Below are 26,877 nucleotides of genomic sequence, written 5' to 3' on the forward strand. Positions count from 1 at the left end.
CAGCAGGGGGAAAAGCCCACATATTCGCCGCTCTGGCCTGCACCGAATATGTCCCCTGGGGGACAGTTTTGTCACTCCCGTGCTAGCATCCGGTCATAGTGGGTAGCCAGCCCAACCACCCGGAGCCCATCGCCATGCCCCCGTCTCCTGCCACGGATACCCTGAGCCTGACCGCCGCCGTCGATGCCCTGCACGGCAGCGGCTTCCCGGCGGCCCTGGTGCACCTCATCCAGCAGCAGGTGGCATTCGACTGCGCCCTGCTGCTCGGGGTGGGGCTGCGCCCCGTCTACCTCTACGACAACCTGCACCACCAGCGGGCCCTGCTGTTCGACCGCTACCTCACCCGCCACTTCAGCCAGGATCCCTTTATGCAGGCGCTGGAGCAGGGGCTGGGTGCCGGGGTCTGGACCCTGGCACAAGTGTCGCGGGGGCGGCTGGACCCCGAGTATCGCCACCACTTCTACCAGGCCACCGGCTGGCAGGAGGAGGTGGGGCTGATCCTGCCGGTGCGCGCCGGCTTGACCCTGATGCTGTTTCTGGGGCGGCTCGACAAGCGCAGCTCCCTCGGCCGGGACGAGCTGGCCCGGCTGGAGGCGTTGTTTCCGCTGGTGCACTCCCTGTGCCGCCAGCATTGGCGAGAGGAGACGCCGCGGCTGGCGCTGAGCCCGTCCCTACCGGGTGGCGTCGACCTCAAGGAGACGGTGGCGCAGGCCATCGCCAGTCTGGGGAGCGAGAGCCTCACCCGGCGGGAGCACCAGGTGGCGGGCCTGCTGCTGCAGGGGCTGGACACCGATGCCATTGCCGCCGAGCTCGGCATTGGCAGCGGCACGGTGAAGAATCACCGCAAGCACCTCTACGCCAAGCTGCACCTGCGCTCCCGGGCCGAACTGTTCCACTTCTTTCTCAACCACCTGATCACGGTGCCGAGCGGCACGGCCCCATAACGACACCACCCCGCCAGGGCGGGGTGGTGTTCATAGTGCCAAAACAACCGTCACAGCCGTCAGATGCGACCCTGATAGCGCAGCGGGAAACGCCCCTGACCATCGGGCTGGCCGAGGAAGGGGAGTCCCTGCTTCATCTGGTCCGGCAGCTCTGGCCCGGGTTTGAGGGTGCCCTGGAACAGGTACTGGCGATTGGCCTGCAGCTCCAGCTTGCCCAGCACCTGCACCGCCTCCGAGCCCTGCTTGATCTCGGCCACCAGCCGGGAGTCGAGGCAGGTCAGCTTGATCTCGGGATCCCCCAGCGCCAGCTTGCCCGCCGGAGTGTCCGCCTGCGCCTCATACCAGTGGAGGTCGCCGTAGAGGTTGTCGCACCAGGGATTACCCTGGGCAAACTGATCGATCTTGAGCTGCAGCTGGCCCCCCGCCGTCAGGGGGAAGGGCGGCCTCATCGGCACCCGCCCCAACACCCAGGAGGCCGGCGCGTTCAGGGTGATGTCGCGGCCGAAGGCGGTGCCGCTCCAGCCGACCACCCCCTGACCATTGAGGCCGCCACGCTCGCCAAAGCGGACCGAGACCTCGGGCGCCAGGCGCAGCAGGGACCAGCCGTTCAGCTCCCAGCGCACCTGGGTCAGCGACTCGCTGGCGTATTGCAGACGGGCGACCTGACCGCTCCAGAGGGTGCCGCTCACCCCCTCCAGCCGCACCAGGTTAGGGGGGAGTGGCAGGTGGCGCACCACCAGGGATGCGGGCAACTGGGCCAGCAGGAAACCGAGATAGGCCAGCAGGAAAAGGCTGGCGATCACTATTTTTCGCTTCATTGGGAACGACTCAACTGCAAACGTCTGACCTTGACCAGCCCGGGCGCCAGCCCCTCGCGGGCCACCTCGATGATCTGCACCTGGACGCCGTACTGATCGGAGAGGGTCGCGAGCCAGATCAGCAGATCGTCGAACGGCACAGTGTCTATCCACACCTGCAGCTCCTGCCCCTGGGGCTGCAGCCGGGCAATCTTGATCTTCTGGTTGAAGGCGGTGCGGTTCACCACCCCGTCCAGAGTGCCGCTGGTATCGATCTGGCGGCCCTGGCCACCCTGCATCGCCAGCACCTCCTGTCCTTTCTCCTTGAGCCAGGCCAGGGTCTGCTGCTGGTTCACCACCTGCCGCTCTCGCTCGGCGATGCGGCTGGCCACGGGCTGCCAAATGGCCCAATAGAAGAGGCCGATGAGCAGCACGCTGCCCCCCACCGCCACCAGCCGCTGCTCGCGGGCGCTGATGCCGCGCCACCAGCCTTGCAGTTTGTCCATCATGACGATCTCCCCTTGAGCACCAGCGCCCCTTCGACCTTGCCTTCCTGGCTTCGCACCTCACCCTGCTGCACCTCGAAGCGCTTGCCCGCCAGCTCGCGGAAACGCTCGATCTCGGTGAAACCGGGGGCCGTCACCTGCAGCCTCAGCTCGCCCCGGGCCGCGTCGAACCTCAACACCTCGGGCTTGAGGCCGGGCACCTCGGCAAACACCGGGGCCAGCTCGGTCAAGAGCAACAGGGCGCCGTCCTGGGGAGCCTGCCCCAGGGACTTGAGGTGCTGGGTCATCTGGCTGCGCACGTTGACGATGCGGCTCTCCCCCGGGAAGATCCGGGTGTAGACCTGCCGGATCTCCGCCTTGAGGGCCTTGTCCTGCTCCGCCAGCTGATAGAGGTGCACGCCGCGCTGGGCCAGGGCCACCAGCAGCAGCCCCCCCGCCAGCAGGGCCACCTTGCGCCACTGCAACCAGTAGCGGGCGTATTCGGTCTGGGGACGATAGGCCCCCTGCAGCAGGTTGGCCTGACAGGCGAGCGCCCCTTTCGCCAGCAGCAGCATGGGCAGTTCGGGATCGGCCGCCTGCCAGTTGCCGGCCGCCATGGCGGGGATGGGGGTATGGCTGTGGAGGGTGACGGGCTCGGGTTGGGCCGCCAGCAGCATGGCCAGCAGGGACTCCTCCGCCACTATGCCCTGACGGGGCCCCTGGCGAACCAGCCACTCCTCACCCAGTTGCAGGGCGGACCAGCCATCGTCGGCCAGCGGCAGCGCCAACACGTCCGGCAGCAGCTGCAGGGTCTTGAGCCCCGCCTGCTGCAACCAGTCGAGCCAGGTCTGCATCTTCGCCCTGTCTACCGCCATCAGATCCACGTCCTGACCCTGATGGCCCAGCACCACCAGGTGCAGCTCGTCCACGTCGGAGGCGATCTGCTCCTCCAGCAGATAGGGCAGGGCCGCCGCACTCTGGCGGCTGTATTTGCCCGGCAGGCTGACCCGCCGGAAGATAAGATCGCTGCCGGGCACCAGGGTCACCACGGGGCGACCGCCGGCACGCTCCTGCAGCTCGCCGAGGGCATGGGCCGAGGCCAGGGTGCCGGAGGCGATGATCTCCTGCTCCTGCGACGACCACACCAGCCAGTGCACCGGCTGCTGTGCATGGGTCCCCAGACGGATGACCAGACTCTCGCTCACAAATCATTCTCCTGCCATGCCCGCCGGCATAAGGTCGCCGGGCGGGGTCGCAGCCTTGGGCTGCAATCTGGATAAGGGGCGGGACGGACGGGTCTGTCCCGTCCTCTCCCTGTCATTCGGCGCCACCGCTCAGGCGGCGCAGCATCACCAGCTTGTTGTCCTTGCCACGCTGGAAGACGGTCTCGAGCCTGGCCCGGGTCTCCCCCACCTCCGCCAGCAGATGGGCCTCGAAGAAGCTGCTCTTGATGTCCAGGGCCCCGTCGAGCCCGGTGATGGCACCCGGCTGGACCTGGAACTGCTCCGTCATCTCCTGCTTGTTCTTCCACCCCTTCCTGGGCCTGTTGGTCAGCACCTGTCTGGCATCGTCGAGGGATATCCTGCCCTGGTAGAGCCCCACCAGCAGGGCCGCCTGCTCCGGCTTGATGGTGTTGATGTTCACCACCAGCTTGTCGTTGGGCAGGGCGCACACATAGGGGGCGAGCCTCGCGTAGAGCGCACCGCTCACCCCGCGCACGGCCCGCAATTCGTCCGTGCCCAGCATCCGCTGGTTCGCCACCAGATAGGGGGGATTGAGCCCCTCGTAGTAGGCATCCTCGGCCCCGTTGCTGGAGACCAGCTGGGTATCCTTGTCGGTCCAGTCCCGGATGGCGTCCGTCAACTGCACCGCCTCGTACTCGTCCACCTCGAGCTGGGCCAGCAGGGCGCGGAACGCCTTGAACTGGTAGGGCTGGGACTCGAGATCGTCGCCGTTCTCCCCCTCCCTGAGGGGCACGCTCAGGCTGTTGAGGTTGAAGCAGGATTGCAGATCCCGCACCCGGCCGGACAGGGTGCCATCCTCCACCGGGAAGACCCCGTCTTCCCGCGCCCAGTGCTGTCCCAGGCTCACCCGGTCCGGATCATCCTTGTAGTCCTGGTTCAGCGCCTTGATCACCAGCGCCTCCGCCGACATGGCATACCACCAGGCCTGCTTGCCCAGGGTGAGGTTGGCGGTACGCCGCAATTCCAGCTGCAACCTGCCGCTCATGTTGCTGGCGACGATCACCATCACCGAGAGGATGAGCAGCACCACCAGCAGAGCCATGCCCCCCTGCCTGGCGGGGCTTGTCATTGGTCTAACCGCCATTCTCGGCCCTCTGGCCACCGGCCCCTATCAGGAACTGGCGACGTATGATGCCGTAATCCTCCAGCTCCAGCTCCACCGCCAGCCCGTAGGGCAGCAGGTCGCGCTGGGTCCACTCCTCCTTCCACTGCCCCCTGTCGTAGAAGTAGAGCCGCAGCGCCGTCACCCCGGTCAGCACGGGCTGGATGCGCGGCTCGGTGCCGATGGCCGGATCCGGATAGAGGTAGCTCAGCCGCTCCAGGGTCTGCCCCTTGAGCCGCCAGCCCACCCGTTGCAGTCCGGAACGCGGCAGCATGCCATCCGGATTGAGCCAGCCACCACGAGTGAAGGCCATGCCCCAGTCGTCGCTCTGCTGGCCGAAGCGCGACGCCGCCAGCAGTACCTTGTTGTTCTCGCCGTCGATGCGACCGCTGCGCGGCACCATCTGGGTGACGTCCCGCTCCAGCAGGCTGAAGGCGAGTTGCAATTCGGAGAGGCGGGCCTCCTTGCGCTTGGCCACCTCGTCGCTGGTCAGCACCCCTTGCAGCACCTGATAGGCCCCCAGGCTCAGAGTGGCGAAGATGGCGATGGCCACCAGCATCTCCAGCAGGGTAAAGCCACTGTGGCACGATGGGCGGGTGTTGCTCTGGCTCATCGGCTGACACCGGCTCCGGATCATGGAGACACGTTGATGAATGTTCATCGGCTGAGATAGGTCCGGATCATGGCCACCGGGCTCTCTGCCTTGGGCGCGGTGCGCACCTCCATGTCCAGCGCCCTGAAGTTGCTGTCCGCCGTGGCGACACCGCGATAGCGCCAGTACCAGGTCTGTCCGGCCATCTCCTCGTCCCCTTCCACCCAGCTGTCTCCCGGCCACTTGCCCTCGAGCCTCTGCTGCACCAGCTGATTCTCCACCACCCAGGTCGCCAGGGTCTTCTGCTCCAGATAATTGAGGCCGGAGAGGTGCTCGCTGGCGGTCTTCATCACCGCCAGCCCGGCGATGGCGAACACCGCCAGGGCCACCATGACCTCCAGCAGCGTCATGCCGCGCCCCCTGCCGGGGCCACCCGCCAGAGAGGTGCGGCAAACCCGAACGCCGCCTGTGTGCCTGGTGCCCCTCACTCTTCTTCCTCTTCATCCTGCAACAGGGAGAGGCGACCGAACTCGTCCCCCCTGACGGTGCGCAGGTACTCCAGGTCCTCGTCCTGCTGGCTCAGGGTCAGCACGAAGGGGGTGAGCTCCCCCCCCGGGAAGACGAAGATCTGGGGCGTGCGCTCCTCTTCGGCACGGCCCTGTTCCTGGCGCTCGTCCGACTCGGTACGCCAGTTGAAGCCTTCCAGCTCCACCGCCAGGGTCATCCCCTCCGGCAGCTGCACCGGCCCCAGCAGCTTGTCCCCAGTCAGCGCCTGCCACTTGCGATCCTTGGCCGCGCGGGACATGAACTGCCAGCCGTTCTCCTCGACCCTCAGCCCCAGCAGCCGGCCATCCATCACCGAATACTCCTGCGCCTGCTGCAGGGTCGCCATGAAGCGGCGCGCCTGCTTGTCCAGTTCCCGATCCCCCCTGGCGCCCCCCATGCTGAGGGTGACGGCAGTGGCCACCAGCCCCATCAGCATGGCCACCAGCAGAACTTCCAGCAGGGTAAAACCGGCATGGCGACTATGCTTCATGGCGCCAGCCCCAACTGCATGGCGGTAGCCTCGAGCCGTCCCATCAACATGGCGACCAGCAACACCTCCAGCAGGGTGAAGCCGGACTGGCGACGGGCAGAGGAGGCCACCTTCATTCAGGCAGCTCCGGGGTGACGGGGTGAGCGCGACGCGGCGGGATCACTTATTGGAAATCCTTCAGGTTCCAGTTGCCGATGTCGTCATCGGTCCCGGCTTCCCCGTCCATCCCCATGCTGAAGATGTCGATCTTGCCGAACTGGCCCGGGCTCAGCAGCTGGTACTGGTTGCCCCAGGGGTCCTGCGGCAGGCGCTTGATGTAGCCCCCGTCCCGGTAGCTGCGCGGCTCGGGAGATGCGGTCGGCTTGTTGACCAGGGCATCCAGACCCTGCTCCGTGGTCGGGTAGCGGTTGTTGTCCAGCTTGTACATGTCCAGGGCGTTTTCCAGCGCCACTATGTCGGAGACGGCTTTCTGCTGATCCGCCTTCTCCTTGTTGCCCATCAGGTTGGGGACCACCAGGCTGGCCAGGATCCCGAGGATCACGATGACCACCATGACTTCCAGCAGGGTAAAACCGCGATGACGACTGTGCATTACTACTTACTCCCTAACGAATGAGATGGCGCGGGCCATCAGAAAGTGATCCATGGGTTCGACGGCCAGCCGGCCCTCGAACGCCTAAGCCTCATAAATTCACCATGTTGTTGAGCTCCAGGATCGGCTGCAGTATCGACATCACGATAAAGAGCACCACCCCGGCCATGGAGACCACCAGCATGGGTTCGAACACCCCGAGTGCTATGTTCACCTGGGTCTCGAACTCCCTGTCCTGGTTGTCCGCCGCCCGCTCCAGCATGCTGTCGAGCTCGCCGCTCTGCTCGCCTGAGGCGATCATGTGCAGCATCATGGGCGGAAAAATTCTGGTTTCATCCAGCGCCTTGCGCAGGCTGGTCCCCTCCCGCACCCGCTCGGTGGCCTCACCGATACGCATGCGGGCGTAGTCGTTGGAGAGCACCTCCCCCGAGATCTTCATCCCTTCCAGCAGGGGCACGGCACTGGCGTTGAGGATGCTCAGGGTGCGGGCGAAGCGGGCTGTGTTGAGCCCCCGGCTGACCCGGCCTATCACCGGCAGGCGCAGGATGACCTGATGCCAGTGACGGCGACGCTTGTCGTCGGTCAGCCACCAGCGCCAGACCAGAGCAGCGAGGCCGAGCAGCAGCAGGAACCAGAGGCCGTAGTGCTGCAGCAGCTCGCTGGTGCCGATGAGGAAGCGGGTGGTGCCCGGCAGTTGCTGGCCCATGTGCTCGAACTGGGCCACCACCTTGGGTACCACGGCGGTGAGCAGTATGGAGATGACGCCGATCGCCACCAGGGTGAGGACTATGGGATAGATCATCGCCTGCAGCAGCTTGGTGCGCATGTGCTGGCGCTGCTCCGTGTAGTCGGCGAGCCGGTTCAGCACCTTCTCCAGGTGACCGGACTTCTCGCCGGCCGCCACCATGGAGCGGAACAGCTGGTCGAACACGTGAGGGAAGGCCCCGAGCGAATCGGCAAGGGAATAGCCCTCCACCACCTTGCTGCGCACCGTGGCCACCAGGCTGCGCAGGTGGGCCTTCTCGCACTGCTCGGCGACGGCCTTGAGCGCCTCCTCTATGGTGAGCCCGGCCCCCACCAGGGTCGCCAGCTGGCGGGTGATGAGGGCCAGCTCGGCGGTGCTGGCGCCGCGGCGCAACAGCACGAAGCGGTTCGCCTCGCGCTTCGCCTTTTCTGTGGTCTCGTTCACCTCGAGAGGCGTCAAGCCCTGTTCGCGCAGCAGCTGGCGCACCTGGCGGGCGGAGTCCCCCTCCATCACCCCGGATTTCTGCCTGCCCCTGGGGTCGAGGGCCTTGTATTCGAACGCCGCCATCTCAGTCTTCCCGGGTCACGCGCAGCACCTCTTCGAGGCTGGTCTGGCCCTGCAGGACCTTGTCGATGCCGTCGCGGCGGATGCTGGGGGTATGGGCCCGGATCAGCCGCTCGATGGCGAGCTCGCCGCTGGCACCGTGAATCGCCTCGCGCACCGCTTCGTCCACCACCACCAGCTCGTGGATGCCGGTCCGGCCGCGATAGCCGGTGTGGTTGCACTGCTCGCAGCCCACCGGGCGCCAGATCTGCTGATCCGGTGGAAGATCCAGCCCCATGGCGAGGCGCTCCTGCTCGGTGATCGGGTGCGCGGTGCGGCAATCCAGGCAGAGGGTGCGCACCAGCCGCTGGGCCAATACCGCCAGCAGGGACGAGGAGAGCAGGAAGGGCTCTATCCCCATGTCCCTCATCCGGGTGATGGCGCCGATGGCGGTGTTGGTGTGCAGGGTCGACATCACCAGGTGACCGGTCAGCGACGCCTGCACCGCGATCTGGGCGGTCTCGAGGTCGCGGATCTCCCCCACCATCACCACGTCCGGATCCTGACGCAGGATGGCGCGCAGGCCGCGGGCGAAGGTCATGTCCACCTTGCTGTTGACCTGGGTCTGGCCCACCCCTTCGAGGTCATACTCGATGGGGTCTTCCACCGTGAGGATGTTGCGATCACGGGAGTTGATCTCGGACAGGGCCGCATAGAGGGTGGTGGACTTGCCCGAACCGGTCGGCCCCGTCACCAGTATGATGCCGTGGGGCTTGCGAATGAGATCGCTGATGATGTTGCGGTTGGCGAGCGTCATGCCGAGCTGCTTGAGCTCGAGGCGCACGTTGTTCTTGTCCAGCAGTCGCAGCACCACCCGCTCGCCGTAGCTGGAGGGCATGGTGGAGACCCGCACGTCCACGGCGCGGCCGCCGATGCGCAAGGAGATGCGGCCATCCTGGGGCACCCGCTTCTCGGCGATGTCCATCCGCGACATCACCTTGATGCGCGATACCAGCAAGGAGGCGAGCTTGCGATGGGGCCGCAGTATCTCCCGCAACACGCCGTCGATGCGAAAGCGAATGACCAGGGCCCGCTCGAAGGTCTCGATGTGGATGTCGGACGCCTCCTCCTTGATCGCCTCGCTCAGCATGGCGTTGATGAGGCGGATGATGGGGGCGTCGTCATCGGCGTCCAGCAGATCTTCGCTCTGGGGCAGCTCCTCGGCCAGGGCGAAGAAGTCCATCTCGTTGCCGAGATCCTCCATCAGCTGGCGCGCCTCGGAGGAGTCGCGCTGGTAGTGGGCCATCAGGAGCGTCTCGAACTCGTCGCTGCCAAGCTGTTCCACCTGGAAGGCGCAACCCGCCACCCGCCGCACCTCCAGCAGGGTCTGCGGGGTCACGCCCTGGCGACAGAGCAGCACTGGGGTCCCCTGGCGCTCGGTCAGGATGACCCCGAAGTTGCGGGCGAAGGCGAACGGCAGTTCCGGCAAGGAGGCCGGCAGCTCGCTGCCATCGAGCTGATAGGCGGCCATCAGGGCTTGCTCTGCACGAAGGGTTGGCTCTGGGGCTGCTGCACCATGGGTCTCACCACAGTGGTCGACTGCTGCTGCGCCTTCATCAATTCGATCTGCTTCTGCACCTCGGGGGAGAGCATCACGTCCTGGCCGTAGGCGGGCAACACCTGGCGGGTCGGCGAGGTGGCATAGCCCTCCTGGGCGGCCAGGTTCAGCTGCTCGGCGCGGAACAGGGTGTACTTGTTGCTGGAGACCCCGGTGTAGACGTTGGCGTCACGCAAGATGGTCGGCCGGATGAAGACCATGAGGTTGCGCTTGGCCGTGGTATTGGAGGTGGAGCGGAACAGGTAGCCCAGCACGGGGATGTCGCCGAGCAGCGGCACCTTGGAGACCTGCTCCTTGGTCTGTTCGTCCATCAGGCCGCCCAGCACCACTGTCTCGCCGCTCTTGACCAGCACGGCGTTCTTCACGGTGCGGGTATCGAAGGTGGGGCCCAGGTTGGCGGTCCCGGTCGCCTGGGTCTGGGCCACGCTGGAGACCTCCTGCTCGATGTTGAGCAGTACCGAGTCCCCCTCGTTGATCTGGGGCGTCACCACCAGCTTGGTGCCCACCGTCTTGCGCTCTATGGTGTTGAACACCTGATCGCTGGTGGTGGAGCTCTGGGAGCCGCTCTGCACCGGCACTTCCTGGCCGACGTTGAAGGAGGCTTCCTTGTTGTCCATGGTGACGATACTCGGGGTCGAGAGGATGTCGTTCTTGGTGTTGGTGGAGAGCGCCGTCACCAGGGCGGCCCAATCCCCCTTGTAGAAGCCCGCCGCCATGCCGCTGAAATCACTGAGCAGGTTTTCGAGCCCGTCGGTGTTGCCGTTGTCGTCGTAATCCTTGCCCGCGATGATGGCGGGGCCGATGGGCAGGCCGGTATTGGTGAACTGGGTGCCGCCGCCGTTGGCGTTGGCCCATTGCACCCCGAGGTTGAGGCCGTCACCGTCCTGGATCTCGACGATGATGGCCTCCACCAGCACCTGGGCACGGCGGATGTCGAGCTTGGCGATCACCTGCTCCAGCTCGGCCATGACGTCCGGCTGGGCGGTGATGACCAGGGCGTTGGTGGTCTCGTCCGCGGAGATGGCGAGCTGGCCGCCCCCAATGCTGGCGCCGCCGGCGGCCGTGGCCGCCGCCCCCCCCTTCTTGTCCGCCGCGATGCTGGAGCTGACGCCCTTGAGCACGTCCACCAGATCCTTGGCCTTGCCATATTTCAGATAGAAGACCCGGGTGTTGCCCTGGCTCTGCAGATCCCGGTCGAGCTGACGCACCATCTGGATGATGCGGGCCCGAGCCTTGGGCTCGCCGCTGATCACCACGGAGTTGGTGCGCTCGTCGGCCACCACCTTGGGGGAGAGCAGCAGGGAGGCGTTGGCCCCCTGATTGCTGCCGTCCTTGTTCAGATTGGTCACCAGCCGCACCATCTCGCCGGCGGAGGCGTACTTGAGCTTGATGACGTCCATGTCCTGGTCACCGGCCTTGTCCACCCGGCGCACCACCTCCACCAGGCGATTCACCACGGCCGCCCGGCCGGTGATGAGCAGCACGTTGGAGGGTTCGTAATGGACCACGTTGCCGCCGCCGGCGTTGTCGTTGAGCTGGCGCAGCAGGGGGGCCAGCTCGCGCACCGACACGTTGCGCACCGGCACCACCCGGGTCACCATCTCGTCGCCCACACCGGGATTGCTGTCATCCACCACGGGAATGGCCGAGGTCTTGGCATCCTTGGAGCGCACCACCTTGAGGACCCCGTTGTTCATGGGCACCACGGCGAAGCCGTAGACGTCGAGCACGCTCAGGAAGAACTGGTAGTACTGATCCTCGTTGAGCAGATCGTAACTGCGCACATTGATCTTGCCGCGCACCGAGGGCTCGATGATGATGGTCTTGTTCAGGTTCTTGCCGACCGTGTTGATGAACTCTTCGATGTCGGCGTTCTTGAAGCTGGCGGAATATTCGGTGGCCCAGGCAGAACCGGCCATCATCAAGGCTGCCGCCACAGTGGCGAGACGCCAGTGCTTCCCTTTATTTGTCATTCTTGGTGCTACTCCGATTCATTATTCTGACAAGCCGACATACACGTCGTAGAGCTGTCCTTGCCGCTCGACGGTGACGGTCATTTCCGTGGCACCCGCCACCTGCTGCATCGCCTGCATGGCCTGTGCGTTGTCACGGAGATCCAGGCCATTGATGCTGACCGCCAGATCGTTGGCGACCAGACCGAGCTGATTGAACACTTCCGGATTGCGGCCTGGATTGAGACGATAGCCGACCATGCGGCCATCCACCCGGACCGGGGAAATATTGAGGTAATCGGTGATCTTGCCTGGATTGCTCAGCAACTCGCTGCGCACCGAGGAGAGCTTGTCGTCCTGGGTGCCCTGCCTGGGCAGCGGCTTGCCATACTCTTCCCCGTCCAGCATCAGGGTCTCGTCGCGCCCCTCCCGGGCGATGATGACCCGGTCGGCGAACACCTGGCGGATCTTGGCCTGGGTGCCGTCGATGTAGTCACCTATGCCATAGGAGTTCTGCAATCCGTTGTGGGCGATGATGGCGATGGACTTGGCCGGATCGGAGCTCGCCAGCACCCCGTTGAGCTGGGCGTTGAGCTGGGTCTTGGGGGCATCGGCTGCGACGGCATCTGCCACCTTGCCGCCCTTGGGCTGCTGCGCCTTGCCAAACAACGAGAGGCGGCTGACATTGGCGATATCCAGGCGATTGCCGCCACTGCCCTGGGCCGAGGTGACCGATGGCTGCCAGGGGACGCTGCGGGATGGCTGGGCCAGTTCGAACAGGCGCCAGGTGAGCACGGCGCACTGCTGCGCCAGCAACAAGAGCAGCAGCCAGAACAGGGGCTGGCTGAAACGGGAGAGTGGTACGGCCTTGCAGCGAGCCAGAAGGGGGCTCAGCAAGTCATCCCTGAACGGTAGCGTCATCTTTATCAAAATTGTCTGGCATCCAAGTCGGTTGGCTATTGTGTACGGCAATGGACCCAGAGACAACCGACCGGATGGGATGAGGGGGTGAAAATCCAGATCCCGTCACACCGCCGTTCTCCCTGTTTCTATCCCCCCCCTTGCCTCTGGTATAATCAGGCGCCCTTTTCAGCCACACGGAGCCGATTCATGCCAAATCTAGCAGAAAACAGCACTCAGGTACGGCTCGACAAGTGGCTGTGGGCCGCCCGCTTCTACAAGACCCGCAGTCTGGCACGGGATCAGATCGACGGCGGCAAGGTCCACTACAACGGCCAGCGCAGCAAACCGGGCAAGACCGTCGAGGTCGGCGCCCTCGTCCGTTTCTGGCAGGGCCAGGACGAACGGGAGGTACGGGTGCTGCAGGTGAGCGAGCAGCGCAAGTCCGCCCCCCTGGCGCAGCAGCTCTATGAAGAGACCGCCGAGAGCCTGAAGAAACGGGCCGAGAACAGCGAGGCCAGGCGCTTCAACAGCCAGTTTGCCCCGAGCCCGGAACGCCGCCCCGACAAGCAGGAGCGGCGCCAGCTGATCAAGGTCAAGCAATCCTAATCTGCCTGTGTGGCCCCTTTATGACGACAGGTGGGGGAATTAGTTCCTAACCACCTGTTTAACAATGTATTTATTTTCCCCAAGAACATCCTAGGACAACATGATGAGTAACCAAGATCTCCTGTATCGCTATCTGTTCGAAGAGTACGAAGTGCGGGGGGAGCTGGTCCAGCTGGATCGTACCTATCGTCACATCATCGATGCCCAGAACTACCCGGTACAGGTACAGCAACTGCTGGGCGAGCTGCTGGTCGCCACCAGCCTGCTGACCGCCACCCTCAAATTCGAGGGCTCCATCACGGTGCAGTTGCAGGGGGACGGCCCGGTGCGTCTGGCGGTGATCAATGGCGATCACAACCAGCAGTTGCGTGGCGTGGCCCGCTACGAAGGGGAACTGCCGACGGACGGCAAGCTGCAGAGCCTGATCGGCCAGGGTCAACTGGTGATCACCATCACCCCGGAACAGGGTGAGCGCTATCAGGGCATCATCGCCCTGGAGGCCGATACCCTGGCGGCCTGCCTGGAGCAGTACTTCGCCCAGTCCGAACAGCTCGCCACCAAGCTCTGGATCAGAACCGGCCACCATCAGGGCGAGCCCCGCGCCGCCGGCATCCTGCTGCAGGAGCTGCCCGCCCAGAGCGAGGATCACAGCGCCGACTTCGAACATCTGGAGCAGCTCACCAGCACCATCAAGGACGAGGAGCTGTTCGGTCTGGAAGCGGAAGAGATCCTCTACCGCCTCTACCACCAGGACAAGGTGCGGGTGTTCGATCCCCAGGCCATCGAGTTCCGCTGCACCTGCTCCCGCGCCCGCTGTGAAGGAGCCCTGCTGCAGATAGAGAAGGAGGAGGCGGTGGCCATGGTGCAGGAGCTCGGCAAGATCGACATGCACTGCGACTACTGCGGCGCCCACTACGAATTTGATGGGATAGACATCGAAACCCTGTTCAGCAGGGCTCCCGGTAATGATGCAAACCAGTTACACTAAATAAAGGCGGGCAAAACCCGCCTTTAACTTAAATAACAAAAAAATACCCTATTTTATAAAGTTTGATGGCGATCGCTAAAAACTACCACCTAGGTGGTAGCATGGACGTCAGATAGAACCCTACACACCTCTGAACCCAGGAGAACATAATGACTATCGTGGTAGAACCCACCCTGGCCCAACAACTGAAGCTGGACCAATACGGTATCAAAAACAGCCAGGAAATCGTTCGCAACCCCTCCTATGAGCAGCTTTTCGCAGAAGAGACTCGCCCTGATCTGGAAGGATTCGAACGTGGCGTCGTCACCGAGCTCGGCGCGGTCAACGTCAACACCGGCATCTTCACCGGTCGCTCCCCGAAAGATAAATATATCGTCAAGGACGGCACCACCCAGGATACCGTGTGGTGGTCTGACCAGGGCAAGAACGATAACAAGGCGATCACCCCGGAAGTGTGGTCACATCTGAAATCCCTGGTGACCAAGCAGCTCTCCGGCAAGCGCCTGTTCGTGGTGGACGGCTTCTGCGGCGCCAACCCGGATACCCGCCTGGCCGTGCGCATCATCACCGAGGTGGCCTGGCAGGCGCACTTCGTGAAGAACATGTTCATCCGCCCGAGCGAAGCCGAGCTGAAAACGTTCGAACCTGACTTCGTGGTGATGAACGGTGCCAAGTGCACCAACCCGAACTGGAAGGAGCAGGGTCTCAACTCCGAGAACTTCGTCGCCTTCAACATGACCGAGAAGATGCAGCTCATCGGTGGCACCTGGTACGGTGGCGAGATGAAGAAGGGCATGTTCTCCATGATGAACTACTTCCTGCCCCTGCGCGGCATTGCCTCCATGCACTGCTCCGCCAACGTGGGCAAGGACGGCGACGTCGCCATCTTCTTCGGCCTCTCCGGCACCGGCAAGACCACCCTCTCCACCGATCCCAAGCGTCAGCTGATCGGCGATGACGAGCACGGCTGGGACGACCACGGCGTGTTCAACTTCGAAGGGGGCTGCTACGCCAAGACCATCAAGCTCTCCGAAGAGGCGGAACCGGACATCTACCACGCCATCCGTCGCGATGCGCTGTTGGAGAACGTGACCGTGGCGGCCGATGGCACCATCGACTTCGACGATGGTTCCCGCACCGAGAACACCCGGGTCTCCTACCCCATCTACCACATCGACAACATCGTCAAACCGGTCTCCAAGGCGGGTCACGCCACCAAGGTGATCTTCCTGACTGCCGACGCCTTCGGTGTGCTGCCCCCGGTCGCCAAGCTGACCAAGGAGCAGACCAAGTACCACTTCCTGTCCGGCTTCACCGCCAAGCTGGCCGGCACCGAGCGCGGCATCACAGAGCCGACCCCGACCTTCTCCTCCTGCTTCGGCGCGGCCTTCCTCAGCCTGCACCCGACCAAGTACGGCCAGGAGCTGGTGAAACGGATGGAAGCGGCAGGGGCAGAGGCCTATCTGGTGAACACCGGCTGGAACGGCACCGGCAAGCGGATCTCCATCAAGGACACTCGCGCCATCATCGACGCCATCCTGGATGGTTCCATCGAGCAGGCGCCGACCAAGGTGCTGCCGATCTTCAATCTGGAAGTGCCGACCGAGCTGCACGACGTGAACCCGGGCATCCTCGACCCGCGCGACACCTATGCCGATCCTACCCAGTGGGACGCAAAAGCCGTGGACTTGGCCCAGCGCTTTATCAAGAACTTCGAGCGCTTCACCGACAATGAAGAGGGCAAACGCCTGGTAGCGGCGGGCCCGCAGCTGTAAAACGGGCGGATCGCCAGCCCCCATCCCGTACCGGTCAGCCCTGCTGACCGGTATTTTTTTGGACGATGCGCGACGTATGACTCCCGCCAAGCCTTGCCTTGTGGCCCCTTGCGCGTTAGATTCAGCCAAACTTTATACAATATACAATTTTGTAACGATTCCCCTGTGACCCGATCATGACCCCACCCTACAAGACCCGCACCCAGATGGTGATGGAGAACCTGCGCGGCCGGATATTGCGTGGGGAATTTCCCGCTGGCGCCCCCCTGCGTCAGGACGCCCTCGCCAAGGAGCTGGCGGTGAGCCGGATCCCGGTGCGGGAAGCCCTGATGCAGCTGGAGGCCCAGGGGCTGGTGAAGTTCGAGGCCCATCGCGGTGCCGTGGTCACCATGCTGGACGCCTCGGCCATCGAGGAGCTCTTTTATTTGCGGGCGCTGCTGGAAGCCGATACCCTGTTCCACGCCGTCGACAAGATGACGGAAGCCACCTTCGCCGAGGCGGAGGCCATCCTCGCCCAGTTCGATCTGGCGCTGGAGTCCGGCACCCAGATCGAGCACTGGGCCGAGTTGAATCACCGCTTTCACGCCACCCTCTATCAGGCTGCCAATCGCCCCCAGGCACTGGAGCTGATCGCCCAGATCAATCTGAGCTGCGACCGCTATGTGCGCTTCGAACTGCTGTTCGCCCAGGGCGGTGTGGACAAGGCCGAGCGTGAGCACGCCCGGCTGCTGGAGCTGTGCCGCACCCGCCGCAAGCACGAGGCAGTGGTGCTGCTAAAGCAACACATCGAGGCGGCAGGCCAGTCGATCAGACAGATCCTGGCAGGCAGCCACCATCCATGAACACTCACATCACCACAATCTGGCAATAACGACATGAATCATTTCGAGATTATTGAAACCCGCGTCGCCCAGGTCAGGGCCACACTGGCCACGTTGGAACTGGACGCCTTCATCGTTCCCCACGACGACGAGCACCTGGGGGAGTACATTCCCGCCCATGCCGAGCGGCTGGACTGGATCACGGGTTTCAACGGCTCCGCCGGTCTCGCCATCATCATGGCGCAGCGGGCGGCCCTGTTCATCGACGGTCGTTATACGGTGCAGGCACGCATGCAGGCGCCGGCCGAGCTGTTCGAATTTCTCCATCTGGTGGAAGATCCCCACGTGCAGTGGCTGGCGGAGCAGCTGCCTGCCGGCGCCCGGGTCGGTTTCGACCCCCGCCTGCACAGCCTGGCCTGGTACCAGAACGCCAGGGCCGTGTTGGCGGATCGCGGCATCGCGCTGGTGCGGGTGGACGAGAACCCCATCGATCTGCACTGGGTCGATCGCCCGACCCCGGCCAAGAGCCCGGTCATCCTCTACAGCGAAGCGCTGGCGGGCCAGTCCAGCCAGGCCAAGCGCGAGATGCTGGCCAGCGATCTGCGCAAGCGCGGACTGGATGCGGTGCTGCTGACCCAGGCCGAGCCCATCAACTGGCTGCTCAACCTGCGCGGCCGTGACGTGGAGCGGCTGCCGGTCGTGCTGGGTTTTGCGGTGCTCTACGCCAACACCAGCATGGATTTCTTCGTCGACACCGACAAGATCGACTGCTTCGCCTTCAGCCAGCACGTGGGCCAGGATGTCTCCGTCTACCCCATCGACAAGCTGGGTGACGTGCTGCAACGCATCGGCGAGGATCAGCAGAAGGTGCTGGCCGACCCCAACACCGCCAACGCCTGGACCCAGCTCGTCATGGAAGAGGCGGGCGCCATCCTGGTGGCCGGTCAGGACCCGACCATGCTGCCCAAGGCGTGCAAGAACGAAGTGGAGCTGGCCGGCATGCGCGCCGCCCACCTGCGCGACGGCGTCGCCGTCACCCGTTTCCTCGCCTGGCTGGACCGGCTGGTCGCCAGCGGCTCCTTCGAGGGGGTGGATGAAGGCACTCTGGCCGACCGGCTGGAAGCCTTCCGCCACGAGCAGGAGCACTACGTCGAGCCGAGCTTCGACACCATCTCGGCGCTCGGCCCCAACGCCGCCATGTGCCACTACCGCCACACCAACGGCGTGCCGCGCGCCTTCGGCCAGGACAGCATCTATCTGGTGGACTCCGGCGCCCAGTATCTGGATGGCACCACCGACATCACCCGTACCGTGAAGGTGGGTGAAGTGAGCGATGAGCACAAGGCCATGTTCACCCGGGTGCTGCAGGGTCACATCGCGCTGGATCAGGCCCGCTTCCCCCGCGGCACCGCCGGCATCCAGCTCGACGTGCTGGCCCGCATGCCCCTGTGGCAGGCCGGCTACAACTATGACCACGGCACCGGCCACGGGGTCGGTCACTTCCTGAGCGTGCACGAAGGCCCCCAGCGCATCGCCCCCAAGGGCAGCCTGGTGGCGCTGCAACCGGGCATGGTGCTCTCCAACGAGCCGGGTTACTACCGGGAAAACGGGTTCGGCATCCGCTGCGAGAACCTAGTGGTGGTGACAGAGCAGGAGGCGCGGGGCGAGCTGCCGATGCTCGGCTTCGAGCGGCTGACCTATGTACCGTTCGATACCCGCCTCATCGATCGCAGCCTGCTGAGCCCGGCGGAATTCCGCTGGATCAACGAATACCATGCCGAGGTCTATCGTCGTCTTAGCCCGCTGCTGGACGGCGAGGATCTCGCCTGGCTGGAGCAGGCGACCAGCCTCCTCTGATGACACAGGGCCTGCGGGCCCTGTTTTTTTGCCCGCCGTCGGCCGGGGCAACCCCTTGCATCAAGCCGGTCACCCTTCTACCCTGTGCCTTTTTTGTGCTGCCGCCCGGCGGCAGAGACCTTATGCCAGGAGCCCGGATGCAGCCTCCCCCCGTTTTGCGCATTGCCACCCACGCCGACATGCACGCCATAGGACGGCTCGACGCCGACATCTTCGGTGAGGATGTCTATCCCCCCTTCTTCTTCCGTCAGGCCATGGATTTGTGGCCCGACCTGCTGGTCGTGGCGGAGCGGGAAGGCAGGCTGCTGGGCTATGCCCTGGGGGGACTCGGTCAGGATCGGTCGCAGGGCTGGCTGCTCTCCCTGGCGGTGCGCCCCGAGGCGCGCGGCTTCGGTCTGGCAGAACGCATGATGCGGCGGGTAGAGCAGGGGCTGGCGACTCTGCTGGTCGCCCGGATCAGGCTGACCGTGGATCCGGCCAATCCGGCCCAGCGCCTCTACCTGCGGCTCGGTTATTCCTTGCTGGCCGAGGAGGCGGGCTACTTCGGCCCGGGCGAGGATCGCCTGCTGCTGGGGAAGACCCTGGGCTGACCCGTTCGGGGTATGGTGCACCATACCCCCTCATAAATGGTTACATTTTGCAGGTTTGACGAGCAATCTGGTTGGCGTAAAGTGGAATCCATCACCCGATTAAACCTATGCCTGCCCAGGAGGCCCATCATGTTGAAACGCATTGCTCTCGTCACCCTGCTGGCCGCCACCACAGCCCTCACGGGCTGCGCCAACAGCGACGTCTACTCCGGCGATGTCTACACCAAGGATCGCGCCAAGCAGGTACAGACCGTCAGCTACGGCACCATAGTCTCCACCCGCCCGGTCAAGATCCAGGCCGATGAGAACTCGGTGATCGGCACCATAGGCGGCGCCGTGGTCGGCGGCCTGCTCGGCAGCACCATAGGCGGTGGCCGCGGCAGCGACATCGCCGCCGCCGGCGGTGCCATCGCCGGTGCCGCCGCCGGCAAGGCGGCCGGTGACAAGCTCAACCAGGTCGATGGCGTCGAGCTCGAGATCAAGAAAGAGAACGGCGAGTCCATCGTGGTGGTGCAAAAAGCCAGCCCCACCTTCGTACCCGGCGCCCGGGTTCGCATGACCCAGGGCAATGGCAGCATCAACGTGGCCGTGGTGAACTGATCGCCTCCATCGGACGCCATAAAAAAGGTGAGCCCAGGCTCACCTTTTTTGTCCGTCTTGTCTGCCGCTGCCGGCTCAGGCATCCTGATGCAGCCAGGCCGCGATGGCCAGTTGCAGACCCACCATACCGGCATCATGAAGCAGGGCGCGAAGTGACCCCGCCTCCCCCGCCGCCACCAGCAGGCGCTGCTGTACCAGGAGCCCGGGCAACCAGGACGGAGCCGGAGTCAGGGCGCCGGCGGCCTCGGCCACCAGGGCCACCCCTTCCAACAGGGCGTGCAGCGCCCGTTGCCGCTCGTCATCATCGCCACTCTCAAGCCAGAGCTGCTCATGGTGCTGCCAGTGTTGCAGGCCAAGGCCGATGCGCTCCTGCTGCGTCCGGCCCCCGACATCTGGCAAGGGCTGCACGGTCAGCGGCTTGCCGAGCCCCGCCAGCCGGTAGCCGCGCTGCGCCTTGGACTGGGCCCCCAACCTGAGCCCGCCCAGCGTCGCCAGCCTCGCCGCCAGGGCGAACAGGGCGCCGCCCTCGCCGGACTTGATCTCCAGCTCCAGCTCGTCGATCCCGGTGCGTCCCAGAGCGCCGACAATCTCCCCCCGATCCCAGGCCAGCTCGATCTCGGCACGCTCTCCGGCGCTCTCGAATGCGATCAGCCAGTGGCGGCGCAGAAAGTCGGTGCTGAACTGGGCCACCAGCCGGGACTGGATCTCGTCGCGCACGGCCAGGCTCGGCCAGATCTCTTCGGGGAAGGTCGCCAGGGTCGGCAGCTCACCCTCGATCGGGGCATTGTACTCGGGCCTGGCGTGCAGCCCCCCCACCGCCTGACCCCGGCATTTGATGGTCTGCTCGGAGAAATGGTCGCTGCGGCGGATGCGCAACCCCATGTCGAGGCGACGCAGATCCAGAGCGGGAGTGTCGAAATAGACATTGCCGAGCCTTGCCTGATCGGAGGAGATAATTTCAAGCGAATTCAGAAAGTTGGAGAGAGAATCTTGAATATTGCTGGTGATGAAAAACTTTATCTCGATCTCAGTTTGCATAGTCATTCCGGGCGGGCAGGCAACTTTGGGGGGCATGATCCGGATCGCGGGGATATAATGCCAGCGATAGATTCAGGATTAATTCACGGTTTTATTGATGGCACAGTTCGGTTACCATGCGCCCCTCATAAAATCGTATCGAGTGTTTTTTCACCGACACAGGTTTGGCCATGCCAGTAAATACTATTTTGGGTCTTTTTGCCAAGTCCCCCATCAAGCCGCTGCAGAAGCATATCGTCAAGGTTCACGTGTGCTGCGAACAGCTCATTCCCTTCTTTGATGCCGTTGCCGAAGAGCGCTGGGAAGATGCCGAGAAAATCCGGCAACAGATCGCCCAGCTGGAAAAAGAAGCGGACATTCTCAAGCGCGAAATTCGCCTGAAACTCCCCCGCGGTCTGTTCCTGCCGGTCGCCCGTACCGATCTGCTAGAGCTGTTGACCCAGCAGGACAAGATTGCCAACCGTGCCAAGGATATTTCCGGCCGCATGCTTGGCCGCAAGATGGAATTCCCCACCGAGATGCGTGCCGATTTCATGGCCTATCTCAAACGTTGTATCGATGCGACCGCCCAGGCCGAGAAAGCCATCAAAGAACTCGATGAGCTGCTCGAAACCGGCTTTAAAGGACGTGAAGTTGAAATGGTTGCCGAGATGATCCACCAGCTGGATCTCATCGAGGACGATACTGACACCATGCAGATCGGGCTGCGCCAACAGCTGCAAGCCGTTGAGCACAAGTACAATCCGATCGACGTTATGTTCCTCTACAAGATCCTCGAATGGGTAGGTGACCTGGCAGATCAGGCCGAGCGCGTTGGCGCCCGCCTGGAATTGATGCTGGCTCGTTCGTAATCGACTGACTGGGTAAACACTGAATGGACATTATCGCGAATTACGGCACCACCCTGGTGCTCGTGGCGGCCTTGTTCGGCTTTTTGATGGCCTGGGGCATTGGTGCGAACGACGTCGCCAACGCCATGGGCACATCGGTCGGCACCAAATCCCTGACCATACGCCAGGCGATCATCATCGCCATGATCTTCGAGTTCGCCGGCGCCTACCTGGCCGGTGGTGAAGTGACCGCCACCATCCGCAACGGCATCATCGACACCAGCGCCTTCGCCGATACCCCGGATCTGCTGGTGCTCGGCATGATAGCCTCCCTGCTGGCGGCGGGCGCCTGGCTGATCCTGGCCTCCTACTTCGGCTGGCCCGTCTCCACCACCCACTCCATCATCGGCGCCATCGTCGGCTTCGGGGTGGTGAGCATAGGTCCGGAAGCGGTGCAGTGGAGCAAGTTTGGCGGCATCGTCGGCTCCTGGGTGGTCACCCCGGCCATCTCCGGCATCATCGCCTACTTCATGTTCATCAGCGTGCAGAAGCTCATTTTCAACACCGACAATCCGCTCGCCAACGCCAAGCGCTATGTTCCCTTCTACATGTTCCTGACCGCGCTGGTGATCTGCCTGGTGACCATCAAGAAGGGTCTGACCCACGTCGGCCTGCACCTGAGCGATGGCGAGGGGATCCTGCTCTCCGTCGCCATCTCGGTGGCCCTCTCCATCGGCGGCTGGTTCTACATTCGCGGCCAGAAATACAACCCGCAGGATGACAACAAGATGCACTTCGCCAACGTGGAGAAGGTATTCGGCATCCTGATGGTGATCACCGCCTGCGCCATGGCCTTCGCCCACGGCTCCAACGACGTGGCCAACGCCATAGGTCCGCTCTCCGCCGTGGTCTCCACCGTGGAAAGCGCCGGCCAGATCAGCGGCAGCAGCCACATCGCCTGGTGGATCCTGCCCCTTGGCGGCATAGGCATCGTCATCGGTCTGGCCACCATGGGCGAGAAGGTGATGGCGACCGTCGGCACCGGCATCACCCACCTGACCCCGAGCCGCGGCTTCGCCGCCCAGCTGGCCACCGCAGCCACCGTAGTGATCGCCTCGGGGACCGGCCTGCCCATCTCCACCACCCAGACCCTGGTGGGTGCCGTGATGGGGGTAGGCCTGGCCCGCGGCATCGCCGCCCTGAACCTGGGTGTGCTGCGCAATATCGTGATCTCCTGGGTGATCACCCTGCCCGCCGGCGCCATCCTGGCCATCGCCATCTTCTATGTGCTGCAGGCCTGCTTCTCCTAATCGCCTCCCGGCGACAGCAAAAAGCCCGAGTCAGTGACTCGGGCTTTTTTACGCTTCTCTTTTGCCTCAAACGGTCGATGACGCTGCGCCAACCGCCCCGACACAGACACTTATTCTTCGATGAAGGTCCACTCGTCGCGCACCCGGCTGATGGCGTCGAGCCGTCGCTTGCCGAGCTGCTCGCGGATCGCCTCCCCCTTGAAGCCCGCCGCCACTATCTCCTTCACCGGCACCGCCGTGGCCGCCTCCAGCGCCTGGGCCACGTAGTCCGGCTGGCTGTAGACCTTCTCCTCGAAACCGGTGCGACCGTGGAAGTCGGCGCGGCAGGCATCCAGCAACTGGGCGAAACGCTCCGGTCTGCGCCAGGCATCGGCCTTGTCGAACACCTTCAGCAGGGTCGCCGGCTTGAGCTCGAAGGCGATGTGGATGTGGGTGTGCAGATCGCTCACCAGCAGGGCCAGATCACGGCACTCGTTCGGTACCCGGAAGCGCTCGCAGAAGTCGCGAATGAGCGGCAGCCCCTTCTGTCCGTGGCCGTGGTGGCTCGGCCAGAACGCCGGCGGGGTCAGTCCCTTGCCGAAGTCGTGGCACAGGGCGGCGAAACGCACGGTCAGCTCGGGGGAGAGGCGGCACGCCTGTGCCAGCACCATCATGGTGTGGATGCCGGTGTCGATCTCCGGATGCCACCTGGCGGGGGCCGGCACCCCGAACAGGGCCTCCAGCTCGGGGAAGAGCGCCTTGAGGGCTCCACATTCACGCAGCACCTCGAAGAAGACCTGGGGGGTCGGCCCCAGCAGCACCTTCTCCAGCTCCTTCCAGACCCGCTCCGGGGTCAGGTGGGCGAGCTCGCCGGCGTCGGTCATCTCCCTCATCAGCCCCAGCGTCTCCGGGGCCACCACGAAGCCCTGGCCGTGGAAGCGGGCCGCGAAGCGCGCCACCCGCAGGATGCGCAGGGGATCCTCGGCAAAGGCCGGGGAGACGTGGCGCAGCAAGCGACGCTCAAGGTCCTCGAGGCCGCCATAGGGATCGTGCAGTTGCCCACCCTCGTCTTCGGCGATGGCGTTGATGGTGAGATCCCGGCGCAGCAAGTCCTGCTCGAGCGTCACCTCGGGATCCGCGTGACAGACGAAGCCGGTATAGCCCCGCCCCTGCTTGCGCTCGGTACGCGCCAGGGCGTACTCCTGATGGGTGCTGGGGTGGAGAAACACCGGGAAGTCGCGGCCAACCTGGGTGAACCCCAGCGCCAGCATCTGCTGCACGGTAGCACCGACCACCAGGTGATCCCTGTCTCCCTGCGGCAATCCCAACAGGCGATCCCGGACCGCCCCCCCGACCAGATAAATCTGCACGCGCACTCTCCTTCGATAAACCTGCCCCGATGATACCGCTTTTGGCCGCCAGAGACGATGACGCCCCCTCCACCAATCCGGGGTGGGCCCTCAGGTTATGGTCCATGATCATCATCATCCGGGCACAATGGCCCTCGCCGTTCGAGCCAGCCCCTCTTATGGAGCCCGGGTCTTTGACTTCCCTCTGGGGAGGCTTTAACCTGCCGCCATAACAATGGAATGGATCCTTATGTACACACAGTTCTTCGGTCTGTCGGAGCCCCCGTTCTCCATCTCGCCCAACCCCAAATACCTCTACATGAGCGAACGCCACGGAGAGGCCCTCGCCCATCTCAACTACGGGTTGCAGGACGGGGGGGGCTTCGTGCTGCTCACCGGAGAAGTGGGCACGGGCAAGACCACTGTCTCCCGCTGCCTGCTGCAGCAGTTGCCCGCCGACACCGAGATCGCCTACATCCTCAACCCCTCCCTGACCGAGCGGGATCTGCTGGCGGCCATCTGCGACGAATACCAGCTCGTTTACGAGCAGGAAGCCAGTCTCAAGCAGCTGTTCGATCTCATTCGCGACCATCTGCTGGTCAACCTGGCGGCGGGCAAGCGCAGCGTGGTACTGGTGGATGAAGCCCAGCATCTGCTGCCCGGCGTGCTGGAGCAGTTACGACTGCTCACCAACCTGGAGACCGACGAGAAGAAGCTGCTGCAGGTGGTGCTCATCGGCCAGCCCGAGCTGCAGCAGATGCTGCGCCAGCCGCTGCTGCGCCAGCTGGCCCAGCGCATCACGGCCCGCTATCACCTGCTGCCGCTCTCCTGCCAGGACGTGGACGCCTACGTGCGCTTCCGGCTGCAGGTGGCCGGCTGCGTCCAGCCCATCTTCACCCCCAGGGCCATCCAGACCCTGCATCGCCTCTCCGGCGGCATTCCGCGCCTCATCAACCTCATCTGCGACCGTGCCCTGATCGCCGCCTTCGCCCGCGGCAGCCACAAGATAGTGCACGGCGACATCAGCCAGTCCGCCTTCGAGGTGAGCGGCATTCGCGACGAGGGGAGCTGGCAGTCCAGCCTCACCGTGACCCTGGCGGGCGCCCTGCTGGTCGCCGCCGGCTGGTGGGGCTGGCAGTTCTTCGGTGTCTTCCCCGCCCGCCCCCTGGTCAAGGTGGAGGTGCCGGTCAAGGTGGATGACACGCCGGAGCAGCTGGAGCAGCTGACCCGCGCCATCAATCAGGCGATCTCACCCGACGTGGCCATGCAGAACCTCTACAGGGTCTGGGGCTACCAGACCGAGCTGGAGGAGGCGACCTGCGACAATGCCCCCCGCGCCGGCCTGCGCTGCCAGGAAGGGGACGCCTCCCTGGCCCAGCTGCAGGCCCTGCAATACCCGGCCCTCATCAGCCTGACCGACGAGACGGGCGGCCTCTATTACGCCACCCTGGTGGGTCTGGGGGCGGACAAGGCCTCCCTGCTCATCGGCAACCAGAGCTGGCAGGTGGACAGACAGTGGCTCTCCGACGCCTGGGGGGGCAGCTACACCCTGCTCTGGCGCATGCCCAGGGGCAATCTGACCCTGATCGGCAGCAATGCCGCGCCGGCCCAGATCCAGTGGCTGGACAACGCCCTGAGCCGAGCCCTGCAACAGCCGGATCGCAAGGTGAGCCGCTTCGACGCCACCCTCAAGAACAAGTTGCAGCAGTTCCAGCGCGAGCAGGGGCTGACCCCGGACGGCATCGCCGGCAGCAATACCCTGCTGCGCCTGAACGTGATGGCCGGGGAGCCCATGCCCAGGCTGGAGGATGAATCCCTGCGCGCCAATACCCCGGTCGACCTCGACAGCGTGGCGGACGACGACATGGAACCCATGGTGGAGGAGGCCTCCTGATGTCTACCCTGCTCAAGGCCCTGCGCCGGGCCGATCAAACCCAGTTCACCCCCCACATGCCGCTCATGGGCCTGCCCATGGGCCAGGAAGAGGAGCCCGGACGCCGCTGGATCTGGTGGCTGCTGGCCCCCCTTGCCCTGGTGATGGGGGCGGGTGCCAACTATGGCTGGCACCTCTATCACCTCAAACCCATAGAGCAGCAGGTCGAGATCAAGGAGGTGGTGACGCCGCCCTTCGTGCGGGTCGAACCCAGGCCCATGATCACCCGCCCGTTGCCCCCGCCGCTGCCGGAGCCCGTGGTCGCCCCCAGGCCCGCCGCGGCGACGCCGGCGACCGCCACCGCCAGCCAGGGCGAGAGCCTGGCCGAACGCCTGATGGCCGCCCTCAACAACACCCCGCTGGTGGAAGAGACGGCACCGCAGGCCCAGGTCCCGACCAGTGCCATCCCCCTCAGCGCCCTGCCCTCAGCCTTGCAGCAGCAGGTACCGCAGATGACCTACGGCGCCCACAACTACTCCTCCGACCCGGCCAAGCGGGCCGTGGTACTCAACGGACGGGAGTGGCGAGAGGGGAACGAGATAGCCCCGGGCGTACTGCTGGCGGCCATCGCCCAGGATTACATCGTCCTGCAGGTCGGCGGCCAGTACGCCAGTCTCAAGGCGCTGCAGGACTGGCGCGGTTAGTCCG

Annotated in this window: 26 protein-coding genes and 1 pseudogene; 12 read left to right on the plus strand and 15 right to left on the minus strand. The window is 64.5% G+C overall.

Annotated features, from left to right (window positions below):
* Window positions 1-134: 134 nt before the first annotated feature.
* Window positions 135-944, plus strand: coding sequence for a helix-turn-helix transcriptional regulator (locus I6L39_RS03385; protein WP_216991032.1), 810 nt, complete (start codon window positions 135-137; stop codon window positions 942-944).
* A 59-nt stretch (window positions 945-1,003) separates the two neighbouring features.
* On the opposite strand, the gene exeN is transcribed toward I6L39_RS03385, so the two are convergent.
* From exeN to exeC, 13 genes and pseudogenes are all read right to left on the minus strand, one after another.
* A complete protein-coding gene (gene exeN / locus I6L39_RS03390) occupies window positions 1,004-1,762 on the minus strand; it encodes a GspN family type II secretion system protein ExeN (protein WP_216991033.1) in 759 nt (252 codons plus the stop codon).
* The gene (gene exeM, locus I6L39_RS03395; protein ID WP_216991034.1) at window positions 1,759-2,250 is read right to left on the minus strand and encodes a GspM family type II secretion system protein ExeM; all 492 of its coding nucleotides are present in this window, start codon (window positions 2,248-2,250) and stop codon (window positions 1,759-1,761) included. Before exeM ends, exeN begins: the two co-directional genes overlap by 4 nt.
* On the minus strand, window positions 2,247-3,431 hold the full coding sequence (gene exeL / locus I6L39_RS03400) for a GspL family type II secretion system protein ExeL (protein ID WP_216991035.1): 1,185 nt from the start codon (window positions 3,429-3,431) through the stop codon (window positions 2,247-2,249). Before exeL ends, exeM begins: the two co-directional genes overlap by 4 nt.
* A gap of 112 nt (window positions 3,432-3,543) precedes the next feature.
* On the minus strand, window positions 3,544-4,539 hold the full coding sequence (gene exeK / locus I6L39_RS03405) for a GspK family T2SS minor pseudopilin variant ExeK (RefSeq protein WP_302055606.1): 996 nt from the start codon (window positions 4,537-4,539) through the stop codon (window positions 3,544-3,546).
* A 4-nt stretch (window positions 4,540-4,543) separates the two neighbouring features.
* Complete coding sequence (exeJ, locus tag I6L39_RS03410; RefSeq protein ID WP_042075897.1) at window positions 4,544-5,185, minus strand: GspJ family T2SS minor pseudopilin variant ExeJ; 642 nt, start codon at window positions 5,183-5,185, stop codon at window positions 4,544-4,546.
* 44 nt (window positions 5,186-5,229) lie between these two features.
* Window positions 5,230-5,574, minus strand: a complete 345-nt coding sequence (exeI, locus tag I6L39_RS03415) for a type II secretion system minor pseudopilin GspI (RefSeq protein WP_209794007.1) — start codon at window positions 5,572-5,574, stop codon at window positions 5,230-5,232.
* Window positions 5,575-5,648: 74 nt separating this feature from the next.
* The gene (exeH, locus tag I6L39_RS03420; protein WP_042075900.1) at window positions 5,649-6,200 is read right to left on the minus strand and encodes a GspH family T2SS minor pseudopilin variant ExeH; all 552 of its coding nucleotides are present in this window, start codon (window positions 6,198-6,200) and stop codon (window positions 5,649-5,651) included.
* 5 nt (window positions 6,201-6,205) lie between these two features.
* A pseudogene (locus I6L39_RS03425) lies at window positions 6,206-6,316 on the minus strand (prepilin-type N-terminal cleavage/methylation domain-containing protein); the annotation flags it as partial.
* 47 nt (window positions 6,317-6,363) lie between these two features.
* Window positions 6,364-6,792 (minus strand): GspG family T2SS major pseudopilin variant ExeG, encoded by a 429-nt coding sequence (exeG, locus tag I6L39_RS03430; protein WP_216991036.1) that lies wholly within the window; start codon window positions 6,790-6,792, stop codon window positions 6,364-6,366.
* Window positions 6,793-6,883: 91 nt separating this feature from the next.
* Complete coding sequence (gene exeF / locus I6L39_RS03435; protein WP_042075903.1) at window positions 6,884-8,104, minus strand: GspF family T2SS innner membrane protein variant ExeF; 1,221 nt, start codon at window positions 8,102-8,104, stop codon at window positions 6,884-6,886.
* A 1-nt stretch (window position 8,105) separates the two neighbouring features.
* Window positions 8,106-9,611, minus strand: coding sequence for a GspE family T2SS ATPase variant ExeE (gene exeE, locus I6L39_RS03440; RefSeq protein ID WP_042075906.1), 1,506 nt, complete (start codon window positions 9,609-9,611; stop codon window positions 8,106-8,108).
* Window positions 9,611-11,671, minus strand: coding sequence for a GspD family T2SS secretin variant ExeD (gene exeD, locus I6L39_RS03445; protein ID WP_216991037.1), 2,061 nt, complete (start codon window positions 11,669-11,671; stop codon window positions 9,611-9,613). Before exeD ends, exeE begins: the two co-directional genes overlap by 1 nt.
* Window positions 11,672-11,692: 21 nt before the next feature.
* On the minus strand, window positions 11,693-12,547 hold the full coding sequence (gene exeC / locus I6L39_RS03450; protein ID WP_280136282.1) for a GspC family type II secretion system variant ExeC: 855 nt from the start codon (window positions 12,545-12,547) through the stop codon (window positions 11,693-11,695).
* Between the two features lie 213 nt (window positions 12,548-12,760).
* Here exeC and hslR point away from each other — a divergent pair, with 213 nt between their 5' ends.
* The 7 genes from hslR (at window position 12,761) to I6L39_RS03485 (ending at window position 19,790) form a co-directional block, all read left to right on the plus strand.
* Window positions 12,761-13,159, plus strand: a complete 399-nt coding sequence (gene hslR, locus I6L39_RS03455) for a ribosome-associated heat shock protein Hsp15 (protein ID WP_042075911.1) — start codon at window positions 12,761-12,763, stop codon at window positions 13,157-13,159.
* Between the two features lie 103 nt (window positions 13,160-13,262).
* Window positions 13,263-14,147 carry an Hsp33 family molecular chaperone HslO gene (gene hslO, locus I6L39_RS03460; protein ID WP_209794002.1) on the plus strand — a complete coding sequence of 295 codons (885 nt, stop codon included), beginning with the start codon at window positions 13,263-13,265 and terminating at the stop codon, window positions 14,145-14,147.
* 149 nt (window positions 14,148-14,296) lie between these two features.
* Entirely contained in the window at window positions 14,297-15,922 is a 1,626-nt protein-coding gene (pckA, locus tag I6L39_RS03465) for a phosphoenolpyruvate carboxykinase (ATP) (RefSeq protein ID WP_216991038.1), read from the plus strand.
* Between the two features lie 176 nt (window positions 15,923-16,098).
* Window positions 16,099-16,764 carry a GntR family transcriptional regulator gene (locus I6L39_RS03470; protein ID WP_042075918.1) on the plus strand — a complete coding sequence of 222 codons (666 nt, stop codon included), beginning with the start codon at window positions 16,099-16,101 and terminating at the stop codon, window positions 16,762-16,764.
* Between the two features lie 33 nt (window positions 16,765-16,797).
* Window positions 16,798-18,600, plus strand: coding sequence for an aminopeptidase P family protein (locus tag I6L39_RS03475; RefSeq protein WP_216991039.1), 1,803 nt, complete (start codon window positions 16,798-16,800; stop codon window positions 18,598-18,600).
* A 137-nt stretch (window positions 18,601-18,737) separates the two neighbouring features.
* On the plus strand, window positions 18,738-19,190 hold the full coding sequence (locus I6L39_RS03480; protein WP_216991040.1) for an N-acetyltransferase: 453 nt from the start codon (window positions 18,738-18,740) through the stop codon (window positions 19,188-19,190).
* A gap of 129 nt (window positions 19,191-19,319) precedes the next feature.
* Entirely contained in the window at window positions 19,320-19,790 is a 471-nt protein-coding gene (locus tag I6L39_RS03485) for a glycine zipper 2TM domain-containing protein (RefSeq protein WP_216991041.1), read from the plus strand.
* A 75-nt stretch (window positions 19,791-19,865) separates the two neighbouring features.
* On the opposite strand, the gene I6L39_RS03490 is transcribed toward I6L39_RS03485, so the two are convergent.
* Window positions 19,866-20,828 (minus strand): inorganic triphosphatase, encoded by a 963-nt coding sequence (locus tag I6L39_RS03490; RefSeq protein WP_216991042.1) that lies wholly within the window; start codon window positions 20,826-20,828, stop codon window positions 19,866-19,868.
* A 170-nt stretch (window positions 20,829-20,998) separates the two neighbouring features.
* Here I6L39_RS03490 and I6L39_RS03495 point away from each other — a divergent pair, with 170 nt between their 5' ends.
* Together I6L39_RS03495 and I6L39_RS03500 are read left to right on the plus strand one after the other, a co-directional pair.
* Window positions 20,999-21,679 (plus strand): TIGR00153 family protein, encoded by a 681-nt coding sequence (locus tag I6L39_RS03495; protein ID WP_042075928.1) that lies wholly within the window; start codon window positions 20,999-21,001, stop codon window positions 21,677-21,679.
* A gap of 23 nt (window positions 21,680-21,702) precedes the next feature.
* On the plus strand, window positions 21,703-22,968 hold the full coding sequence (locus I6L39_RS03500; protein WP_209793997.1) for an inorganic phosphate transporter: 1,266 nt from the start codon (window positions 21,703-21,705) through the stop codon (window positions 22,966-22,968).
* Window positions 22,969-23,078: 110 nt separating this feature from the next.
* Here the strand turns inward: I6L39_RS03500 and I6L39_RS03505 are convergent, their stop codons facing one another.
* Window positions 23,079-24,317: a multifunctional CCA addition/repair protein gene (locus tag I6L39_RS03505; protein WP_042075934.1), complete on the minus strand. Its 1,239-nt coding sequence runs from the start codon at window positions 24,315-24,317 to the stop codon at window positions 23,079-23,081.
* Between the two features lie 229 nt (window positions 24,318-24,546).
* On the opposite strand from I6L39_RS03505, the gene I6L39_RS03510 reads away from it, so the two are divergent.
* Window positions 24,547-26,190 (plus strand): ExeA family protein, encoded by a 1,644-nt coding sequence (locus tag I6L39_RS03510; RefSeq protein ID WP_042075936.1) that lies wholly within the window; start codon window positions 24,547-24,549, stop codon window positions 26,188-26,190.
* Window positions 26,190-26,873, plus strand: coding sequence for a GspB family T2SS assembly factor variant ExeB (gene exeB, locus I6L39_RS03515; RefSeq protein ID WP_216991043.1), 684 nt, complete (start codon window positions 26,190-26,192; stop codon window positions 26,871-26,873). The genes I6L39_RS03510 and exeB overlap by 1 nt, the downstream gene beginning before the upstream one ends.
* Window positions 26,874-26,877 lie beyond the last annotated feature (4 nt).

Origin of the sequence: Aeromonas sp. FDAARGOS 1409 (assembly GCF_019048705.1) — a bacterium.
Lineage (GTDB): Bacteria > Pseudomonadota > Gammaproteobacteria > Enterobacterales > Aeromonadaceae > Aeromonas > Aeromonas sanarellii.

Bases quoted from the DNA above. Each gene is read 5' to 3' on its own strand.
- exeK (WP_302055606.1), bottom strand. From the start codon at position 4,539: ATGACAAGCCCCGCCAGGCAGGGGGGCATGGCTCTGCTGGTGGTGCTG.
- hslO (WP_209794002.1), top strand. From the start codon at position 13,263: ATGAGTAACCAAGATCTCCTGTATCGCTATCTGTTCGAAGAGTACGAA.
- I6L39_RS03475 (WP_216991039.1), top strand. From the start codon at position 16,798: ATGAATCATTTCGAGATTATTGAAACCCGCGTCGCCCAGGTCAGGGCC.
- exeF (WP_042075903.1), bottom strand. From the start codon at position 8,104: ATGGCGGCGTTCGAATACAAGGCCCTCGACCCCAGGGGCAGGCAGAAA.
- pckA (WP_216991038.1), top strand. From the start codon at position 14,297: ATGACTATCGTGGTAGAACCCACCCTGGCCCAACAACTGAAGCTGGAC.
- exeD (WP_216991037.1), bottom strand. From the start codon at position 11,671: ATGACAAATAAAGGGAAGCACTGGCGTCTCGCCACTGTGGCGGCAGCC.
- exeM (WP_216991034.1), bottom strand. From the start codon at position 2,250: ATGATGGACAAACTGCAAGGCTGGTGGCGCGGCATCAGCGCCCGCGAG.
- hslR (WP_042075911.1), top strand. From the start codon at position 12,761: ATGCCAAATCTAGCAGAAAACAGCACTCAGGTACGGCTCGACAAGTGG.
- I6L39_RS03490 (WP_216991042.1), bottom strand. From the start codon at position 20,828: ATGCAAACTGAGATCGAGATAAAGTTTTTCATCACCAGCAATATTCAA.
- exeE (WP_042075906.1), bottom strand. From the start codon at position 9,611: ATGGCCGCCTATCAGCTCGATGGCAGCGAGCTGCCGGCCTCCTTGCCG.
- I6L39_RS03500 (WP_209793997.1), top strand. From the start codon at position 21,703: ATGGACATTATCGCGAATTACGGCACCACCCTGGTGCTCGTGGCGGCC.
- I6L39_RS03385 (WP_216991032.1), top strand. From the start codon at position 135: ATGCCCCCGTCTCCTGCCACGGATACCCTGAGCCTGACCGCCGCCGTC.
- I6L39_RS03480 (WP_216991040.1), top strand. From the start codon at position 18,738: ATGCAGCCTCCCCCCGTTTTGCGCATTGCCACCCACGCCGACATGCAC.
- I6L39_RS03485 (WP_216991041.1), top strand. From the start codon at position 19,320: ATGTTGAAACGCATTGCTCTCGTCACCCTGCTGGCCGCCACCACAGCC.
- exeN (WP_216991033.1), bottom strand. From the start codon at position 1,762: ATGAAGCGAAAAATAGTGATCGCCAGCCTTTTCCTGCTGGCCTATCTC.
- I6L39_RS03510 (WP_042075936.1), top strand. From the start codon at position 24,547: ATGTACACACAGTTCTTCGGTCTGTCGGAGCCCCCGTTCTCCATCTCG.
- exeB (WP_216991043.1), top strand. From the start codon at position 26,190: ATGTCTACCCTGCTCAAGGCCCTGCGCCGGGCCGATCAAACCCAGTTC.
- exeH (WP_042075900.1), bottom strand. From the start codon at position 6,200: ATGAAGCATAGTCGCCATGCCGGTTTTACCCTGCTGGAAGTTCTGCTG.
- I6L39_RS03470 (WP_042075918.1), top strand. From the start codon at position 16,099: ATGACCCCACCCTACAAGACCCGCACCCAGATGGTGATGGAGAACCTG.
- exeJ (WP_042075897.1), bottom strand. From the start codon at position 5,185: ATGAGCCAGAGCAACACCCGCCCATCGTGCCACAGTGGCTTTACCCTG.
- exeG (WP_216991036.1), bottom strand. From the start codon at position 6,792: ATGCACAGTCGTCATCGCGGTTTTACCCTGCTGGAAGTCATGGTGGTC.
- I6L39_RS03495 (WP_042075928.1), top strand. From the start codon at position 20,999: ATGCCAGTAAATACTATTTTGGGTCTTTTTGCCAAGTCCCCCATCAAG.
- exeI (WP_209794007.1), bottom strand. From the start codon at position 5,574: ATGACGCTGCTGGAGGTCATGGTGGCCCTGGCGGTGTTCGCCATCGCC.